The following is a 19,796-nucleotide window of genomic DNA, read 5'->3' as shown; positions in this document are numbered from 1 at the left end:
AAGCAGCGCCCCCACCGTTTCCCGGTGGGGGCGCTGGTTGTCGTGCTGAGTGGAGCTAGCTCTTGCGACCCGGTGCCTTGGCTCCGGACTTGAAGCCGAGCCCACCCGGCTTCGCCTTCGGCGGCGCCGGCGTCTGGCCGTTCGATCCGTCACCGTTCGACGCCGAGTCCTGGGCTGTGTCGACGGAATCGACCTTCGTCGCTGTCGTCTTCACGGCTTCAGCCTCGGACGCTGCGGCGATGTCCGCCTCGCCTGCCGGTTGCTGGGGAGCAGCGGCCTGGGGAGCAGCGGCCTTGGGAGCCGCCGCGCGACGGGCGCCCGGTGCCTTGGCGCCGCCCTTGAAACCGAGCCCGCCGGCCTTCGGAGCCGGGGGAGCCTTCGGCGCCTCGCTGACAGGCGCTTCAGAAGCAGGTGCCTCGGCGGTCGAAGGTGCCTCGGGTTCGGCAGCCGGTGCCGGTGCAGAATCGGCCGTCGGAGCGGCGTCGGCCTTGGCGCCGGGCGCCTTCGCCTTGCCCTTCATCTGCAGACCCTTGCCGCCCGGTGCCTTGGCTCCGGAGGCGAGTCCCAGTCCCTTCGGCTTGGGTGCCTCGGACGCGGCAGGTGCCTCGGAGGTCGGGGCTGCCTCGGCGGGAGCGTCGGACGGTGCCGAAGAGCCGGCAGCAGGAGCAGCGGCCTTGGCTCCGGGCGCCTTTCCGGCGCCCTTCATCTGCAGACCCTTGCCACCGGGAGCCTTGGCCCCGCCGGCGAGTCCCAGGCCCTTGGGCTTGGGTGCCTCTGCGGCAGGTGCCTCGGCGCTCTCGGCCGCCGGCGCTGCGGTCTTCTTCGCGCCGGGCGCCTTGGCGCCGCCCGCCATGCCGAGCCCCTTGCCGGGAGCTTTCGCCCCGGGAGCCTTCGCGCCAGGTGCTGTGGCGCCGGGCGCCTTGGCCAGGCCCTTCATTGCCAAGCCCTTACCGGCGGGAGCCTGCTTGGCGGCCGGAGAGTCGGCCGCCTCCTCGATCTCCTGGACCCGCTCCTTCTCGACGACCTCGGCCTTCGCCTCGTCCTTCACCGGCTCCACCGGCTTCTGCGGCTCGGCCGGCTTTTCACGAGGGATCACCTTGATGTTCTCGGCCAGCTTGTCCGCGTCGAGACGCGTGATGGACGACAGCATCAGCTGGGCGACGTCCACGACCTCGACGCCTTCACCCTGACCGGACTCCTGACGCGCGGTGACACCGTCGTTGAGCATGACCCGGCAGAACGGGCATCCGGTTGCGATCTTGGTGGTTGCGGTGCTCAGCGCCTCGTCCACCCGGTCGACGTTGATGCGCTTGCCGATGTTCTCTTCCATCCACATGCGGGCACCACCGGCACCACAGCACATCGAACGCTCGCCGTGCCGCGGCATCTCCTTCAGCTTCGCGCCGGACGCCTCCATGAGTTCACGCGGGGCGTCGTACACCTTGTTGTGACGGCCGAGGAAGCAGGGGTCGTGGTAGGTGACGTCCTCGCCGACCGAGGCGACGGGGATCAGCTTCTTCTGGCGGACCAGGCGGTTGAGCAACTGAGTGTGGTGAACCACCTCGTACTGTCCACCGACCTGCGGGTACTCGTTGCCCAGGGCGTTGAAGCAGTGGGCGCAGGTGACAACGATCTTGCGCTTGTTCTGCTCGACGCCGTCGAACACCGAATTCAGCGTTTCGATGTTCTGCATGGCCAGCTGCTGGAACAGGAACTCGTTGCCCGCACGCCGGGCCGAGTCGCCGGTGCAGGTTTCCTCGGCGCCGAGAACCATGAACTTGACGCCCGCCGTGGCAAGCAATTCGGCAACGGCCTTCGTGGTCTTCTTCGCACGGTCCTCGTAGGCGCCGGCGCAGCCGACCCAGAACAGGTACTCGTAGTCCTCGAAGCTGTCCGCATCCTGGCCGTAGACCGGGATGTCGAAGTCCATCTCGCTGATCCAGTTGAGACGGTCCTTGGCGTTCTGACCCCAGGGATTGCCCTTGTTCTCGAGGTTCTTGAAGAGTCCGGCGAGCTCGGAGGGGAACTCCGACTCGATCAGCACCTGGTAGCGGCGCATGTCGATGATGTGGTCGACGTGCTCGATGTCCACCGGGCACTGCTCGACACACGCACCGCAGTTGGTGCACGACCACAAAACCTCGGAGTCGATGACCGGCGCCAACTCGCCCTCGACGGTTTCGCCGACGAGCTTGCGTTCCGCCTCCCGGCGGGCACTCTCCGGGATGGCGGAGAGCTTCGCCTCGTCCACTCCGCCGTCGCCGTCGACCAGCCCGATCTCGTCGCCGCCCATGTCCTTGCGGCCACCGGCCAGCAGGTACGGGGCCTTCGCCGACCCGTGGTCGCGCAGCGACGTGATGAGGAGCTTCGGCGACAGCGGCTTGCCGGTGTTCCAGGCGGGGCACTGCGACTGGCAGCGGCCGCACTCGGTGCAGGTGCTGAAGTCGAGCCAGCCCTTCCACGAGAAGTCCTCGATGTTGCCGGCGCCGAACGTGTCGTTGTCGGGATCGGCATCCTCCATGTTGATCGGCTTGCCGCCGGACATCATGGGCTTGGCCGCACCGAGGGCGACGCCGCCGTCGTCCTCACGCTTGAAGTAAATGTTGAAGAAGGCCGCGAACCGGTGCCAGGCGACACCCCAGGTGATGTTGCGGCCGACGATGTACAGCCAGACCATGCCCGACATCAGCTTGACGAACGCGAAGACCGCCACCAGGTTGGGGCTAGCGGGCAGCAGCTTTGCCAGGTTCATCGTGAAGAAGTCGGTCCACGCGTTGGCATGCCCGTAGGTGGCGATCTTGCCGGCCTTTACGAAGATCATGCCGAGACCCTCGATGAGGACGACCGCCTCGACGAAGTACGCCGCGCGGAAGTTCGAGCCCGCGAATCGGGACAGCCGCTCCGGCCTGCGCGGGTGGTTGAGCTGCCGGATCACGATCAGGGTGGTGATACCGATGACCGTGCCGAGGCCCAGGACCTCGTCGATGAAGTGGTAGACGGCGGTGTTACCGACGAGCGGCCAGTGGAAAGCCGGGTCGAAGGTCTGGCCGTACGCCTCGAACCAGACGACCGCGCCCAGCATGAACCCGACCATGACCAGCCAGTGGGCCCAGCCGACCGTGCGGAACTTGGCCATGCGGGTGTGGGCGATGAACTCGACGCACATCTGCTTGAAGCGGGGAAGGAAGGGTCGCCAGCGGTCGGGTGCCGGTTGGCCCAGGCGGACGATGCTCACCGTCTTCAGCACGCCACCGATGAAGGCGAACCAACACACGAGGCTCAACAGCACGCCGATGGTGCCCAACGTGATCGTCAGGGCATTCATGTCGCGGCCTTTCGTTTCAGGGCGGCGCGGGGGCCACCACGGGAATGCTCAAGATCGTAACCCGTCGTAAGTTACCCGCCAGTAACTCTAGCATCCTACTGACCGGTAACCAGTGTTTTTCGACGGTCTACCAGCACCGTCGGGGTATCCAATCGGTGTGAGAGGAAGCACCGACCGGACGTAACTGAAAGTCACGTTAGGTGGTCGAAAAGTGACCCCGCTCCCAAGGTCGTCCTAACTTCACTTTTCGGGCGTGCGGAAATGTGGAGTCGGTGGTCCTCCTGCCGGGACATCACCGGGCGGCCGCTGTCACGGAGGCGATGCGATGGCGTTGCAATCGAATAACAATTACTGGAGTCGTGTTTGGTTTTTCGGCGGAGTTTCAGCGATGGCGGCTTTTGTCATTCGAATGAATTACGAAAGACCGCTCATTACCCGTCGGTAACATGGGACCGGTAACGAGTTTCTTTTTTTGAACGTTTCGATCGTGACTGCGCTGTTACTCTGAGCGTGTTTTCCGGCTCTGCCCAGGGTCGTGCGGGGAGGGCTCGGCGCGCAAGTCGATCCAGAACACGTGCTCCAGAACACGGTTTTCCAGTACTTCGTCGGGACGTTCCTGAAAGAGGCATCCATGATCGTGAGAAAAGCTGCAGCCACAGCGGGAATGGCGGCACTGGCCATCGTCTCAGCTGCTGGAGTTTCCCAAGCGGAACCTCTTGCGGGGCCCGCTTCCGCGCCGGTGTCGAGCGCACCGGCAGTGTCGTCTCTACCGTTCCACGACGTCGCCTCCCGGGAGGAGAACGACCGGGCCTTCGCCCAGTTCGGTACACAGGTCGGTATCGCGGTCACCGTCGGTAGCTTGGTCGGGACCATTGCCGGCGCTGGAATTGGTTGTGCTCTAACGATTCCCGCGGGATGTCTACCGGGAATGGTGACAGGCGCGGGGATTGGCGGTGTCCTTGGAACGATCGTCGCCGGCGGCCCCACGCTGGGTGTGAGCGCGTATCAACTGTGGGAGACGTACAACGCCGCTCCCGGCACCTCCATCTACGCGGACCGCGACAAGTAGTCCCGGTCTCCCTGCTTCAGCCCCGTCGTTGCTTGTTCACGGCGGGGCTGTTCGCTGCCCGGCTCGGAGAGCTGCCCCACAACGAAACCATCCCCTGGTCTGTTTGCTGGAGATTATCTGAATGCGCACTCGGTAAAAGGTGATTGGCCGGGTTTCCATTCTTGTGAATGGTCGTCGATCCCTACTCGGTATCGGCATTGCTGGTTTTGGCACGATTTTATCGAATAGTGCCTGAATTGGGATCTGTCACAGGCGCACGTTACTGTCCTTTATGGATGGGGTTGAAACTCTAAGGGGATGGAATGAAGTTGCGTCGTTTCGTTACGACATCGGCTCTATTAGTTGGTGTCCTGGCGACGGGCTCAGGGGTTGCGGTCGCGGACCCGGCAGAATCTCGCGACGATATCGGGTACGAGGCGCACATCGAGGACCGTGCCGTCGTGACCACACTCGATGCCGGCGTGTTCGAGGTCTCCTCGGACGGGGAGTCGGTCGCGATCAAGGATGCAGGCGGGGCGACCGTAGTGTCGCTTCCTCTCGCGTACCGCTTCGATGGGCTCGAGTTTCCGTTCGAGGAGGAGATCACCGAAGGCGGTAAGACGCTCCGACTGACACCGAGCGTCGACAAGGCCGAAGCCACGCCCGTCGCTCCCGGCGACCGGATCGAGGCCATCGCGCTGCACGACGTCGCGTCGATCGACGAGAACACCCGAGCTCAATCGGCCTTTCAGCAGCAACTGGGAATCGCCACCACGGTCGGGAGTCTCGGCGGCACGATCGTCGGCGGAATCCTCGGATTCGCTGTCGGATGCGCTATCGGCACTCCCGTCGCGGTGTTCGGATGCCTGCCGTTCGGTGTGACCGGAGCCGGAATCGGCGCCATCATCGGCACCATTGTCGTCGGTGGTCCCACGCTGGTAGTCGCGGGCATCGATCTGATCAACACGCTGAACGCGCCTCCCGGCACCACGAAGTGGGTGAAGTAGGAGACGTCCGTCCCCTCTTCTCGCCGCCCGCCCTCCGTCACCTGGAGGGCGGGCGGTTCCCGTTTCGGTGAGTGAGCTCGATCACACCTGCTGAGTCGACTAGCGGATCTGGGGAATGCTTAGGCTACCCTTCGTGCGTCCCATCGCTGCGCTCATTGAAACGGATCTCGATGATTCTTCGAAGGTTTACCGCTACTTCCATGCTCGTCGTCGCGGCGATGGCCCTGGCAGCTGCGCCGTCGGCCGCCGAGCCCGCGCCGGGACCTGCGCCGGCCGCGCAGCAGGGCGTCCCGAACATCAACTACCAGACCGCGCGTGACGGCGACGCGGCTGTAGCGACCATCGACGCGGGATCCTTCTCGATCAACGCCGCGAACGACACGGTCGACGTAGTCGATGACGGGGGCGCCGTGGTGGCCTCCATTCCGACCTTCTTCCGGGTCGACGACCTGCAGCACCCGTTCGAGGTTGCCGTCGACCACTCCGCCAAGGTCCTTCGGCTGGTCCCCAACATGGATCCCGCGGCCGCGACCCCAGTTCCTGTCGCGGAACGACTGGCTCTGAACGATGTCGCCGCGCCGCAGGACAAGGCTGAGCGCGACAAGCGGGCGCTCGACGACTTCCAGCAGCAATTGGGAATCACGACGGCCATCACGGCCATCGTCGCGGCGATCATCGGTGGTGGCATCGGCTGCGCGATCGGCGTCATCCCGGGCACAGCCGCCCTGGTGATTCCCTTCCTCGGACTGGCCGGCCCGGTTGCCGGATGCATCGGCGGTGCCCTGATTGTCGCGCCCGTGGTCGCACTCGCCGGCACCATCGTGGTGGGCGGCGGCGCCCTCGTCGTGCTCGGGATTCAGTACTTCAACACGATCAACAGCCCCTTCGTTCCCCCCGCCGCTCCGGCTCCGGCCGCATGAGCGGCCGCTTCGCGGGCTCTCTGCGCACCGTCACCAGCGGCGCATTCCTGGTCGTGGCAGCGCTCGCGATCTCGGCAGGGACCACACACGCGGCGCCGGCTCCGACCGCCGACTCCCCGGACATCGGGTACGCGGCCCACGCCGAGGGCACATCCGTCGTCACCTCCATCGACGCGGGAACGTTCCGCATCTCCGACTCCGAGGACGCGGTGGAGGTGGTGGACGACGGTGGCACCGTCGTCGCCGCGCTTCCGCTCACCATCCGTGTGGGGGAGGCGGTCTATCCGATCGACGTCGACCTCGCTGAGCGGACGCTGCGTCTCACGCCCCGCGTCCCGGCTGATGTCGCACAGTCGCTGAAGTCCGTGGCCGACGAGGGTTTCGACACGCAGGACGAACGCGATGACAAGGCACTGGCCGACTTCAACAGTTACCTCGGATACGCCACCCTGATCGGTGGCCTGATCTTCGGCGTCGTCTTCGGGGTCGTGGGTCTGGTCGTGGGGTGCGGGCTCTTCGCGGTGACGCTCGTCGGCGCACCGGTCGGCTGCCTCGGCGGCCTGATGGCAGGTTTCGCAGCCGGCGGCCTCGTCGGAACCATCGTCGTGGGTGGCGCCGCTCTGGCGATCCTCGGCATCCAGTACCTCGTGACCGTCAACACCCCCTTCGTGCCGCCTGCGCCGACCGCCTGAATCACCGCGACCGACCGCCGGAAGATACGACGCGAGCGTCCTATTGGACGGCCAGTCCAGACGATTCTCGACATACGACTACGGCCCGCCTCCTCCAGGAGACGGGCCGTAGTCATATGACTTGTGCCGAGTGTTACGACGTGCGCACGCGCAGACCCGGGTTCTCCGCGAGAATCGCGTTGATCGGGGTGGCGAACAACTCGGGACTTTCGCCGAGGACGAAGGTGACGACGTCCGCGACCTGGCACACGGGGTACTGGCCGACGTTAGACGCGCTGGAGATGCCCAGGGCCTGAGTGCCGGTGACGATGGTGCCACCGCTGTCGCCCTGCAACGCGCACATGCTCGTCGAGAAGCTGTCTGCCAGGGTGCGTTCACCCACCGTGACGGTCTGGCCGACGGCCTTGACCACACCGCAGGTGTAGCCGGTGGTGAGACCGGACTTGCAGACGGGAGCACCGACGACGGGGTCAGCTGTTCCGGTGATCGCCAGAGGAGCGGCGCCGGGTACCCGGACACCATTGTTCTCGAATCGGTGCGCAGCGCCCGCGTCGGCACGGATGATCGCGTAATCGTGGATGTCGAGACTCGTCTTGGCGAAGGTGCCCACGCGCGGACCCGTCCCGCCCGGGGCGAGCGCGAACGCCTCGGACGCGTCGGCGGTACCGGCGGCGGCGAGGTTGGGGTCGCAGTGTCCGGCCGTGATGTTCACCGGTCCACCCGAGTTGTCGGTGCCGTTGAAACCGAGCGAGCAGCGCAGACCGATGCCACCACCCAGCGACCCGTACGCGTCGCCGCCAAGCAGGGCGTCGGCGGGCATGACCTCTGCGATCGGTGCGAGGTCGGTGGACGGCTGCGGGGCTGCGGTGGCCGGTGACTGCACCACCCGTGCCCCCTGCAGGAAGTCGGGAAGTTGCAAGCCACCTGTGTTGTCGGCGCGGAGTACCAAGCCGTTGTTGACGATGTCGATGGTGACACCGCGAACGAGGTCGGCGACCGCGGGCGGCTGCGTGTCGAGCCAGCCGTCGAGGGTCTTCAGCTGCGCCTGCAGGCTGCTCTCACTCTGGGCCACGTCCTTGACCTGGAAGCCGGCCTCGTGGGCGGCGGCCACCGCGGCATCCTTGTCGGCGCCGTCGGCCACACCGACGATGGCGTTGCCTGCGTCATCGAGCCAGGTACCGGCGAAGGCGTCCGGGAACTGGATGCGGGCGATCTTGGCGAACTCGGCGAGTTTCTGACCCAGCTCCGCATGCTCCAGGTACTGGTCCGGGCTCAACGCGAGGTCACGCTGGATCGCGTCGATCAGTTCGACCGGAAGCGCCGCAGCTTGATCGGAGACTTCGGGTTCGACCGGATCAGCCTGGGCGGAGGCGGTCACGGGACCGAGGAGCAGCAGCGCTGCCGAGCCGAACACGGCGGCACGACGTGCGATGGAGCTACGCATAGGGGCCTTTCTCAGTTCGTTTGTTCGCAGGCGCTCGCGGCGCATACGAATACGGCCCCCGCGGGTGGGGCCGTACACAGTCGGAGTCGACTATATGGGTTCCGGCCGTCTAATCCCACCTGTAACACTGTCGGCTGCGGCCGCTCGGCCGGCGGGCACACACACAATCCGACTCGGGTTCCGGACCGCGAAAACGGCCTCGCCCGGCATCCGAGTGACGGATGCCGGGCGAGGTGGAAGAACAGCGGATCTAGTCGGCGTTGGTGCGAACCTGCAGGCCGGAACCCGCTGCCGCGACGATGTCCGCCACCGGTATCCCGAGGTTGGCCGTGCCGCCCTCGGGGGCCAGGACCAGGTTGGCCTCGGTGCAGTTCGGCGCTCCACTGGCGTTGGATCCACTGGTGATTCCCAGCGCGAGCGTTCCGGTGACGATGGCGCCGCCGCTGTCGCCGGCGAGCGTGCAGGCGGTGCCGGCGAATCCGTTGATCACGCGATTGCTGCCATCGGCCATGAACAGCTGCGTCTCGACGTGGTCGGCGGCCACCACACCACACGTGAAGGACGACGTCTGTCCCGACTTGCAGATCGGGGCACCCACGACGGGCCGGGCAGTGCCCGTGATCTGCAGTGCGGTGCCGTTCGCGCCGCGGATCGCGGGACGGTCGAGGCCGGCCTGAACACCGGCGTCGTTGAGCTTGATGAGCGAGTAGTCCAGCTTGTCTGCGGGGTTACCCACAGAGGAGTGGGAGAACGCTCCGATTTGCTGGCTGTCGTCGACGTTCTGGTGATTCGGGAGGAATACGGGGGACGGCTGGCCTTCCGCAGGATTGCAGTGGCCTGCGCTGATGTTGTACGACTGACCGCTGTCGTCCACTCCGTTGAAACCGAGGGAGCAGACGGAAATCTCCCCGATCGGCGTCTTCGGAAGTTCACCCACCGTCGTGATGTAGGTGTCGCCGCCGAGGGGGCCCCTCTCGACCGGACCGCCGCCGCCGGGACTCAGCATGACCTTGACGTTGGCGAGCAGGGTCGGCAGGTTGAGCGCCTGACCGATGGGCGAGTTGACGACGTCGATGACGACGCGGTTCTCGAGTACGTCGATCGACGCGGAATTGATCTGCGAGGCGACATCCTTGGGGAGGCCCGCGATCCAGCCGTTCACGTCGGAAAGAGTCTTCTCGAGGCCGTTCGCGGAGACCGGCGCGATGCGCGTCGTGTACCCGGCCTCAGCCGCCTTCGCGGCAGCCTCCGTGGTGGTGACCGCAACGACGGGTTGTCCGTCGAGACCGATCCAGGCACCGGCGAAACCGTCCGGGTGCTCGGCTCGGAAATCTTCGGCGTAGCTACCCAGCTCCTGAGCCTTCGCGGCGCGGTCGAGGTACTCCTGCGGGCTGATCTTCAGATCCCGGGTGATCGCTTCGACGAGTTCGGCCGGCAACGCGTCCGCACTCAGCTGAGTTGTGCTGTCGGGCTGCGTAACGGGGTCTGCCTGGGCGGCGGTCGAGAACGGAAAGAGGAGAAGCATCGCCGAGGCGCCTACTACAGCGGCGCGGTGCGCCAGCACGTTACGCATGAAATCCCTTCTGCACGGAACCCGATGTCGAGGGATTCCTTCTGGGTGGGTATCAGCGCCCCACCTTAGGCTACGAACGCATAAACATGTCGGTGAGGTGTGACCGAAGCCTCTACTCGGCCGCTCCCGCCACCGTCGTGGTCGTGGTCGTCGTCGTGACCGACTCCGTCGACGTCTCCGTCGTAGTCGGTGTGGTCGTCGTCGGCGCCGTGGTCACCGTGGTCGTCGGTGCCGTCGTCGTCACGATGGTGACGGGCGGAAGCGTGATGACCGGCGGCGGGGGCGGTGGCACGAACTGTGACGTCGTCGCCACCGGTGTCGGTTCGACCGCCGTATACGGAGGCGGGGCGACGTCGGTGGTCGCCGGCACCTCCTCGGAAACGGCAGTGGGAAAGACGACCGGCGCCTTCACCGCCGTCGTGGTCGACGACGGCAGCAGCGACGCGGTCTGGGCGTCCTGGATGGCGGGAACGGCCGTGCTGCCGGTGTCGGTGAGGGCGAAGGCCACCGCGCCACCGATGGCGATCAGTGCGGCTGCGGCGGCGCCGGCGAAGATCAACGGTGTGCGGGCGGTGCGCTTCGCGGCGGGTACCGGCGGGGTGAAGCCGGTCGGCACAGCGGCCGGCCCGGTGGCGACCGACGGGTCCGCGGCCGAACCTGCGACGATCGGCGCGGCGGCGACAGCGGGCACATCTGCGACGGCGGAGTACGCGGTGTGCACGGGAGGTGCGATCACCGGGATCGACTCGGTGTCGGCCTGGGTGTCGTCGGGAGTCAATGCCAAGCCGGCGGCAAGCAGGGCCGCGCCGTGGGCCGGCGACTCGTCCGAGGCGGCCAGCGCCACCGACTCTGCGACGAGGGTCGCCTCCTGCAGACCCATGTAGTCGAGAGATTCGCGGAGCTTCGTCACCGTGTCCGCGGCCCAGTCCGACGGATGGGTGGCGGTCACCTTCACCGTCCCCGTCAGCCCCTCGGCGGCCTCGCGGAAGAGACAGAACATGGCGGTGGCGACGAGATCTTCCGCACGGGTGAGCGTGCCCGCGTACTCGATCCCGGCAGGCTCGCCGACTCGGGCGAGAAAATCCTGCACCGACCCCGTCGACTCCGTACCGGGGTCACCGAGCTGCACCGTGCCGTCCGGAGCGGTGAACAGGACGGACGGATGCTCGATCGTTCTCACATCGGTGCCCGAGGCGGTCACCACCGCAGTGGAGACCGAATGGCCGACGGTGAGTCCGACTCCGGTGGTCATCGCAGATCCTTACTGGGCGCACGGTCGTGGGTGCGTCACCGCACCACTACTTCGGGTGCGTCACCGCACTATTACATGAGGTGCGTCACCGCACCACTACATGAGGTGCGTCACCGCACCACTGCACAGTGTGTCGCCCGACGAGGTCGAATGGTTACACCGGTCCCGGCGTCAGGGGCGTGCGGTGTCCGACGTGGTCCCATGTCCCATGGCCCGCAGCATCGACAGCAGCTCCGACCGCGACTCGGCGCCGAGGCGCCGCCGAATCCGTGCCACGTGATGTTCGATGGTCTTGGCGGAGATGTACAGCCGGCTTCCGATCTCCCTGTACGTCAGTCCCTGGACGAGCAGCTCGACCACTTCGGCTTCGCGGTCGGTGAGGGTGCCCGGCGCACTCGGACCGGCAACTGTTGCGGGTTCCGTGCCCGTCGCTGTCGCTGTCGGCTGGCGGAGGGCCCGCGCCACCTGCAGCAACGCGGTGGCCACCCTGGTGTCGGAGGCGCGCAGCGCGGCCTCTCCGGCCAGGCGCGCACCATCCCAGGGAAGTCCGATCCGGTCGAGGGTCCGGGCGGCGTCCTCGACGGCTGTGACATCGATATCGCCCTGCAGTACCCGCAACCAGGCTCGCCCGGCACCGGCGAGGCCGGCGGCGTAGGCGCTGACCTTCGAGGCTTCACCGAGGGCCCGCGCGTGCGGGATCAGATCGGCGGGGCATTCGGCCAGAATCGAGGCCTGGACGCCGTACCAGTGCAGGGCCGACGCCCACATGGCGGGTTCGCCGAGAGTGCGTACCAGCGACTGCGCGTCCTCGACCAGATGGGTGATGCGGGCCGCCTCGCCCACCCGGATCGACGTCAGCCACAGCTCACCGAGGGGTAGCAAGCTCAAAAGGTCCACCGAATACTCGGCGAGAACCCCCTGCGCTCCGGCCCACGCCTGCAACAGTGCGGCGTTGTCACCGGTCCGCCGTGCCAAACCGACCCGCAGGCCGTGGACGAACAGAAGATCACGCTGGTGCATGGTGTCGACGTCGAGCGAATCGAGCCGGGCCTGCGCCGACGGGAGGTCACCGCGCACCATGGATGTCCACGCCGTCAGGAGGTGGTGTCGATTCGCGGTGACACTTCCGGGCCGGTCGCTCTCCCGGGCACGAGCGAGCACGGCTTCCGCGTGGGCGAGTTCACCGCAATGGAGGGCGGCCAGAGCCGTGATCGCGGCTGGGGAGTCGGGCAGCACGCGGGGCCGCGCGGCGCGACCCGGCAACGACAGCGCTCGGGTGAGGGAGTTCAGTGCCGCATTCGCGGAACCGGTCACCGAGTGCACGAGCCCGGTGGCGACGAGGGCGGCTCCGGCAGTGGTGGCCGTCGGTGGCGCACCGGCGCTCGCGGCGAGGACGGATTGCGCCTCGTCGAGCCGGCCGGCGACGACCAGAACGGAGGCGGCGACGGAGGCGTCCGAACCCACCCGGCTCGGGCCCAGCCAGGCGTACAACTCGGCACTGCGGTCGATCATCCCGCAGTAGGCGGCTCCGGCGGCCGACACGCGCACGGCAGCAGCCAGATCCGCATCACTGACGGAGGCCGACCGCTCGAGTACCGAATCGGCGAGACCCACGGCCGTGTCGAGGTCGCCACTGAGTGCGCAGGCCTCCGCGTAACCGAGAACGGCGGCGTCGTCGAGCCGGCCGACGCGTTCGGCGTCGCCGTACAACGACACGGCCTCGGCCGGATCGGCCAATTCTGCTCGGCTGCAGAGGAACTCGGACAATTCGCTACTGCGGACACCCGTCTTGGCCACTGCCCGGGCGACGGGGAGGGTGAGCGTACCCGCGGCGACATGATGGGTGAGCAAGCGGCGAGCCAATGCGTGCACGCGGTTCTCGCCGAGGACACCGGCGAGACGGCGGCGATGCGGCTCGACGAGGGTGTCACGGTCGTCGACGAAACCGTCCGCGCGCAACACCTCGATCACACTGCGTGCGGAGTCGGGTTCTATGTCGAGGACAGCGGCGACCACGATCTCGTCGGGGTCGTTCCCGAGTAGCAGCAATCCGAGTACCGACAGCTGGGAAGCATCGAGCGACGCGAGGTCGCGGTGGGTGGCGGGTGCGGGCGACGGAGGCCGTGTGGACACCGGCGGTCCCTATCCGCCGTTGCCGGATGGGAAGTTGGGCACAGGTAATTGCTGAGGCGCCGTCGGTATGTACCCTCCGACGATCTGCGCTCCCTCTATGAAGGAATTCGCGATTTCGCCGCCGTCCGGCTGGACGGGAACAGGTGCCGGTGCGGGGGCCGGCGCGGGAGCGGGAGCCGGTGCCGGTGCCGGTGCCGGTGCGGGAGCCGGAGCAGGGGCAGGTGCTGGAGCAGGTGCTGGTGCGACGGGCTGAGCGCCGGGGGCGGCCGGGGCGGGGGCCGGTCCGACCGGTGCCGGCGGCGCAGCCGGGGCTCCGGGTGCGGCTACCGGAGTGGCGACACCAGCGGCGGTTCCGGGCACGCCCGTCGCCGCGACACCGGCTGCTGCACCGGGATCTGCCGCGGCCGACGTGCCGGGGGCGGCCGCCTCGGCCGGGGTGCCGGAGGTGGTCGCCGAGCCGCCCGAGGTGCTCGACAACTGGGAGGTGGCCGAATCGGACTCGGCCGTCGGGGCGGTCAACGCGGTGCCGAGCGAGAGCCCGCCGGCGCCGAGTAGCACGATCGCCGCCGCGGACGCCGCGATGATGCCGGCCTTCTTCTTCCTGGACATTCCAGTGGGTGGGGGATCGGCGAGGACCGGTGCCGGTGTTCGTGGTGTGAAGGCGACGGTCTCGGCGTCGGAGTCGATGTGAGCGACCGGAACGGCCGCAGCGGCGGGCGCGGCGACGGGCACGACGGCAGGCATCCGGGCGACGGTCGGGGCGGCGGCGCGTCCGGCATTGCGCTCGCCCGCGAGTAGGGCCGCACCGAGCGCGGCGGTGTGCGCCGGACGTTCCGCGGCGATCACCGGGACACGCAGTTCCGCGGAGAGCAGCTCGGCGACCAGCGGAATGGCGGCACTTCCCCCGGTGAGCACCACCTGGGTGATGTCGCTGGACTCGAGGCCGGCAGCGTGGATGCTCTCGCGGACGAGCGTCACCGATTCCTGCAGCGGTTCGCGAATGAGGTCCTCGAGCTCGGAACGCACCAGCCGCACGTCCGTGGAGACCCCGGGAAGCTCGATACTGATCGTGGCCTCCGTGTCGGAGGAAAGAGCCTCCTTCGCGGCGGTGCAGCGGGCGCGCAGCAGGGTCAGTGCGGCCACGGTGTCCGGAGCGAAGGGATCGATGTCCCCGAACTGTTCGGCGACGTTACCCAGCACGTACTGCATGGTGGCGTGGTCGAAATGTGCGCCACCGAAGTCTTCGGAGCGGACCGGCTTACCGAGCACACCGGCACCCTCACCGTTCTCGGTGGAACGGAACAAGGTGATGTCGAGGGAGGTGCCGCCGAGGTCGTAGATCACTGTCACCGCGTCGCGGAGCGTGCCACGGGTTCGCTCGAGCCATGCCGTCACGGCCTGCGCTTCGGATACCAGGGTGGCGTCCGCGACACCGGCTTGTTCCAGCGCCGACGCCAGCACACCGACCGTGTACGGCGACCAGACAGTGGGGTGGGTGACCACCGTGGTCGGCATCCCGTGTCTGCCCGATGCGGCTTCGTGCACGATGCAGCTGACCGCGGTGGCGACGAGGTCCTCGCCCGAGTAGGTCGAGCCGTCGTCGGCGAGTATCCCCACCGGATCCCCGACACGGTTCGCGAAATCGGAGACCGCGATGGCGTCCGGCTCCTCAGGGTCGGTGCCGAGGACCGGCGCCCGATCGGGGGACAGGTGGAGAATGCTGGCCCGTGACAGGACGGTGAGGTCCGAGGCCTCCGCAACACCCGTTCCGTCCGCGTCGACTGCGGCCACCGTATTGACCGATCCGACACCGATGCCGAGCGCTGCAGCCATGTTCCACTCCTGTGGTCCGGGCGGGCGGGCGCCGCCGTGTCCATTAGACGGCACCGCCGTCGTGTTCTCAGACGGCACCGTCGTCGTGTCGTTACCCGGCTTGTCGCGTGCAATGGCTGTTTCGTTACGTCGACAGTGCAGGTCGCCGCACATGACGGGGACGATCCCCTAACGGCCCCCTACCCCCTAACGAGGTGCCGGTTCCCCCCGAGGGGGCATCCCCGATCGAGGGTGCGGGAGTGGGGGGCCGCTCCCCGTTGGGAAGGGGGCCGCCGATCCATAACGTGGGTTTCACTCGCCGTCACAGCTGTTGTGGTGGCCACCCGAACTCCCCGATCCTCGACCACAGGAGAGATTGCCATGGCTACCAACGCCGTCCTCGAGTTCATCCTCGGCCTTCTTCGCGACGAGCAGGCTGCTGCCGCTTACTGCGCCAACCCGACGGACGCACTGTGCGCCGCAGGCCTGGAGGGTGTGACCCACGCCGACATCGTGTCCGTCGCCCCGATGGTGGCCGAGTCCGGACTGTTCGCGGGCGGCGGAGCCGACCTGGCTGCCATCGTCAACGCCGGCACCGGCGTCGTCGGTGACGTCGCCGGTGGGATCGGTGCCGGAATCGGCGGTGGCCTGGGCGGTGGCCTCGGACTCGGTGGCGGCCTCGGCGGTGCAGTAGGCGTCGGAGCGGGTGCCGGCCTCGGCCTCGGCGCCGGTCTCGGCGGCGACTTCGACTTCGCGGCAGAACTGAGCGCAGCCTTGAGCGCGGCACTCGGTGCGGCGCTCGAGATCGGCGGCGAGATCGGTGCGCAGCTCGGTGCAGCACTCGGTGCGGCGCTCGACGCTGCGCTGTCCCTCACCGGTGGCCTCGACCTCGACAGCGCCCTCGACATCGGCGGCGTCATCAGCGGTGCACTCGACGGCTTCCTCGGCCTCGGCGGCGAGATCACCGCCCAGCTCGCCGCTGCTCTGACGGCAGCTGTCTCCGCGGTCCCGGCGATCGATCTGACCGGTGGACTGACCGCGATCCTCGCTCCCGCGCTGGCCATCGGCGGCGACCTGGGTGCCGAGGTGGGTGCTGCCCTCGGCGCGGTCCTCGGTGTGGTCGGAGACGTGAGCGGCGACCTCGGCGGTGACATCCTGGCCGGCATCGGCGGCGGACTGGACATCGGTGGCGCACTCGGCTCGACGCTCGGTGGTGTGCTCGGAGTGGACGCCGGTCTCGGCGGCGCTCTCGGCGGTGCCCTCGATGCGGCGATCGGTGCGGGCGGCGGCCTCGGCGCGACGCTCGAGGGACTGCTGGGTGGCGATCTGCTCGGTGATGTGGCGGGTTCGCTCGACGGTGTGCTCGGTGCGGATCTCGGTGGTGTGCTCGGTGGCGCGCTGGGTGGGGTTCTCGGTGCCGGTGGTGACCTCGGTGCGGATCTCGGTGGTGCGCTCGGTGCGACTCTCGGTTCGATCGCCGACCTTGGTGGTGGCCTGGACCTGGACGCGGTTCTCGGTGCGGAGGGTGGTCTCGGTGCCGTTCTCGGTGGTCTGCTGGGCGGCGAGCTCGGTGTCGGTGGCGATCTGACCGCTGGCCTGGGTACCGCCTTGGAGGCGGTTCTCGGTGCCGGTGGCGGGTTGGACCTCGGTGCGGTTCTCGGTGCGGATGGTGACCTCGGTGGTGCGTTGAGCGGTCTGCTCGGTGGTGTGCTGGGTGCCGGTGGCGATGTCAGCGCCGATCTCGGTGGTGCGCTGGGTGGTCTGCTCGGTGGCGCCCTGGATCTCGAGGGTGGTCTCGGTGGCGCCCTGTCGGCTGCGCTGGAGAGCGGTCTGGGACTCGATGCCGCGCTCGGCACGGTTCTCGGTGGTGCGCTCGGGCTCGACGGTGGCCTGGCCACCGAGTTGGGCAGCACCCTCGAAGCGGTGCTCGGTGCCGGTGGTGTGACGGACATCGACCTCGGTGGCCTGCTGGGTGGCAATCTGCTCGGTGATGTGGCGGGTTCGCTCGACGGTGTGCTCGGTGCGGATCTCGGTGGTGTGCTCGGTGGCGCGCTGGGTGGGGTTCTCGGTGCCGGTGGTGACCTCGGTGCGGATCTCGGTGGTGCGCTCGGTGCGACTCTCGGTTCGATCGCCGACCTTGGTGGTGGCCTGGACCTGGACGCGGTTCTCGGTGCGGAGGGTGGTCTCGGTGCCGTTCTCGGTGGTCTGCTGGGCGGCGAGCTCGGTGTCGGTGGCGATCTGACCGCTGGCCTGGGTACCGCCTTGGAGGCGGTTCTCGGTGCCGGTGGCGGGTTGGACCTCGGTGCGGTTCTCGGTGCGGATGGTGACCTCGGTGGTGCGTTGAGCGGTCTGCTCGGTGGTGTGCTGGGTGCCGGTGGCGATGTCAGCGCCGATCTCGGTGGTGCGCTGGGTGGTCTGCTCGGTGGCGCCCTGGATCTCGAGGGTGGTCTCGGTGGCGCCCTGTCGGCTGCGCTGGAGAGCGGTCTGGGACTCGATGCCGCGCTCGGCACGGTTCTCGGTGGTGCGCTCGGGCTCGACGGTGGCCTGGCCACCGAGTTGGGCAGCACCCTCGAAGCGGTGCTCGGTGCCGGTGGTGTGACGGACATCGACCTCGGTGGCCTGCTGGGCGGCGACCTGGGTCTCGGACTCGGTGGTGACCTCGGACTCGGTGGCGAACTGACTTCCGAGCTGACGACGGCGCTCAGCGGTGCCCTCGGATTGGGCGGCGAGGCCGGTGCGGATCTCGGAGCCGTTCTGGGCGGTGCCCTGGAGAGCGGTCTCGGACTCGGCGGCATCCTCGAAGGCGGTGCGGATCTCGGAACCACGATCAGCAGTGCACTCGGTGGGGCCCTCGGAGTCGACGGTGACGCCACCGCCGGCCTCGGCGCAGCACTCGATGCGGCGCTCGGAGCCGGTGGCGGGGTCGACCTCGATGCGGTGACCGATCTCGGTGGTCTGCTCGGCGGCGCGTTCGGTGTCGGTGGCGGCGCAGGAGCCGACCTGGGTGCAGCTCTCGGCGGCGTCCTCGGTGGCGCACTCGAAACCGGCGGCGCTCTGGACCTCGACACCGTCCTCGGTGGCGAAGGAAGCATCGGTAGCACTCTCGGTACCGCCCTCGGTGGTGTCCTCGGGGCCGACGGTGACGTCAGCGCCACGCTCGGCTCCGCATTGGAGACCGCACTCGAGGCCGGCGGTGGACTCGATCTCGACTCGGCGCTGGATGCCGACCTCGGACTCGGCGCTGCTGCCGGTGTGGGCGGGGCCCTGGACGGTGCCCTCGACGCGGGTACCGACCTCGCGGGTGGCCTGACCGGCGGCATCGACGGTGCCCTCGGTGGACTGATCGACGCAGGTAGTGAGCTGACGGGCAACGTCGGTGGAGCTGTCGGTGGCGGTGTCGCCGGTGGTGCGGAGACCGCCGCGGGCATCGGTGCCGGAGTGGCGGCCGGTGTCGGTGCGGTCGCCGACGCGGGCGCCGACCTCGGCGGCAACCTCGGAACCAACCTGGTCGGCGGCCTGGAGACGGCCGGTGGCCTCGGCGCCGGTCTGACGAGCGGCCTCACCGGCGGACTCGGCGGAATCTTCGATGCCGGCGCAGGCCTGGGCACCGCGGTGACCGGAAGTGTCGACGGTGCCGTCGACGCGGTCGGCGAAGCAGGTGCCACGGTCGGTGCCGTGGCCGACGCAGGCGCGAACGTCGACGCCAACCTCGGCGGTGCGCTCGACACCGCGGCGAACCTCGGCGGAACCGTCGAAGGCGCGCTGGACACGGCGGCGAACGTCGGTGGAACCCTCGGTGGCACGGTGGACGCCGCGACCGGAATCGGTGGCGACGTCGCCGGTGGAATCGAAGGCAGCGTGGACAGCGCAGTCGACGCCACCGCAGGTCTCACCGGTGGCCTCGACGCCACCACCGATGCGGTGACCGACCTCGGTGCCGGACTGTCGGGTGGCGTGGGTGGCCTCGGTTCGCTCGGCACCTCGGTCGGTGGAGCCCTCGACGGAGCTGTCGATGGTGCCGCCGGAGTGGGCGGTGCAATCGACGGTGGCGCTTCGGCCGGTGGATCGGCAGAAGCGGACGCGACCACGGGCGGTTCGGCCGACATCGGAGCGGTCGGCGGGGCTGTGGCCGACACCACCGGTGAGATCGGCGGCGGCCTCGAGTCGACGCTGGGCGGCACTGTCGATGCGGGTTCCAACGCCTGGTCCTCGATCGACGCCCAGGACGCCTTCGGTGCGGAGTCGAGCCTGACCGGTGATTCGGAAGGCTCCCTGTTCGCCGACACCGACTCCTCGGTGGCACCCACGCAACACGTCACGGACGTTGTCGATCACTTCGAACCGTGATGAGACGGCGGTTCCGGCATCCCCCAGACGGGGCGGCCGGAACCGCCGTACGATGTAACGAAATCAGCCCCGGACGCGCTATGCGGACGGGGCTGATTCCACAGTCGGGTGTGGGTGCACCGGAACGCGGTGTGCGCACGAGGTCGGAAGAATTGCGGGTCAACGGAACTCATGGACAGTGCAGCCGCTAGAAGCAGTGCCGCCAAGCACAGTGCCACCGCAAAGCACAGTGCCGTCGAGCAC

Annotated in this window: 11 protein-coding genes; 5 read left to right on the top strand and 6 right to left on the bottom strand. The window is 68.2% G+C overall.

Annotated elements, in window-relative coordinates; genetic code table 11:
* Nucleotides 1-55: 55 nt before the first annotated feature.
* Entirely contained in the window at nt 56-3,325 is a 3,270-nt protein-coding gene (locus tag ACH49N_RS19815; protein ID WP_358273695.1) for a heterodisulfide reductase-related iron-sulfur binding cluster, read from the bottom strand.
* Between the two features lie 631 nt (nt 3,326-3,956).
* Between ACH49N_RS19815 and ACH49N_RS19810 the strand changes: the two genes are divergently transcribed.
* The 4 genes from ACH49N_RS19810 (at nt 3,957) to ACH49N_RS19795 (ending at nt 6,992) form a co-directional block, all read left to right on the top strand.
* The gene (locus ACH49N_RS19810; RefSeq protein WP_358273693.1) at nt 3,957-4,394 is read left to right on the top strand and encodes a hypothetical protein; all 438 of its coding nucleotides are present in this window, start codon (nt 3,957-3,959) and stop codon (nt 4,392-4,394) included.
* 302 nt (nt 4,395-4,696) lie between these two features.
* Complete coding sequence (locus ACH49N_RS19805) at nt 4,697-5,380, top strand: ammonium transporter (protein ID WP_358273691.1); 684 nt, start codon at nt 4,697-4,699, stop codon at nt 5,378-5,380.
* Nucleotides 5,381-5,550: 170 nt separating this feature from the next.
* Entirely contained in the window at nt 5,551-6,300 is a 750-nt protein-coding gene (locus ACH49N_RS19800) for a hypothetical protein (RefSeq protein WP_358273689.1), read from the top strand.
* Nucleotides 6,297-6,992: a hypothetical protein gene (locus ACH49N_RS19795; RefSeq protein WP_358273688.1), complete on the top strand. Its 696-nt coding sequence runs from the start codon at nt 6,297-6,299 to the stop codon at nt 6,990-6,992. Before ACH49N_RS19800 ends, ACH49N_RS19795 begins: the two co-directional genes overlap by 4 nt.
* A gap of 133 nt (nt 6,993-7,125) precedes the next feature.
* Here the strand turns inward: ACH49N_RS19795 and ACH49N_RS19790 are convergent, their stop codons facing one another.
* The 5 genes from ACH49N_RS19790 to ACH49N_RS19770 all read right to left on the bottom strand — a co-directional run bounded on the left by ACH49N_RS19790 (nt 7,126) and on the right by ACH49N_RS19770 (nt 15,227).
* A complete protein-coding gene (locus tag ACH49N_RS19790) occupies nt 7,126-8,436 on the bottom strand; it encodes a S1 family peptidase (RefSeq protein ID WP_358273686.1) in 1,311 nt (436 codons plus the stop codon).
* Nucleotides 8,437-8,686: 250 nt separating this feature from the next.
* Entirely contained in the window at nt 8,687-10,009 is a 1,323-nt protein-coding gene (locus tag ACH49N_RS19785) for a S1 family peptidase (RefSeq protein ID WP_317745964.1), read from the bottom strand.
* A 112-nt stretch (nt 10,010-10,121) separates the two neighbouring features.
* Complete coding sequence (locus tag ACH49N_RS19780; RefSeq protein ID WP_358273684.1) at nt 10,122-11,261, bottom strand: hypothetical protein; 1,140 nt, start codon at nt 11,259-11,261, stop codon at nt 10,122-10,124.
* 171 nt (nt 11,262-11,432) lie between these two features.
* Complete coding sequence (locus ACH49N_RS19775; protein WP_358273683.1) at nt 11,433-13,394, bottom strand: LuxR C-terminal-related transcriptional regulator; 1,962 nt, start codon at nt 13,392-13,394, stop codon at nt 11,433-11,435.
* Nucleotides 13,395-13,403: 9 nt separating this feature from the next.
* Entirely contained in the window at nt 13,404-15,227 is a 1,824-nt protein-coding gene (locus ACH49N_RS19770; RefSeq protein WP_358273681.1) for an Hsp70 family protein, read from the bottom strand.
* A gap of 360 nt (nt 15,228-15,587) precedes the next feature.
* On the opposite strand from ACH49N_RS19770, the gene ACH49N_RS19765 reads away from it, so the two are divergent.
* Nucleotides 15,588-19,553, top strand: a complete 3,966-nt coding sequence (locus ACH49N_RS19765; RefSeq protein WP_358273680.1) for an IniB N-terminal domain-containing protein — start codon at nt 15,588-15,590, stop codon at nt 19,551-19,553.
* The last annotated feature ends 243 nt before the right edge of the window (nt 19,554-19,796 follow it).

It is taken from the genome of Rhodococcus sp. NPDC019647 (assembly GCF_044389235.1).
GTDB classification, from domain to species: Bacteria; Actinomycetota; Actinomycetes; order Mycobacteriales; family Mycobacteriaceae; genus Rhodococcus_F; species Rhodococcus_F oxybenzonivorans.
Note: the sequence above shows the minus strand (reverse complement) of the source record. Positions and strands in the feature narration are given on the sequence as shown.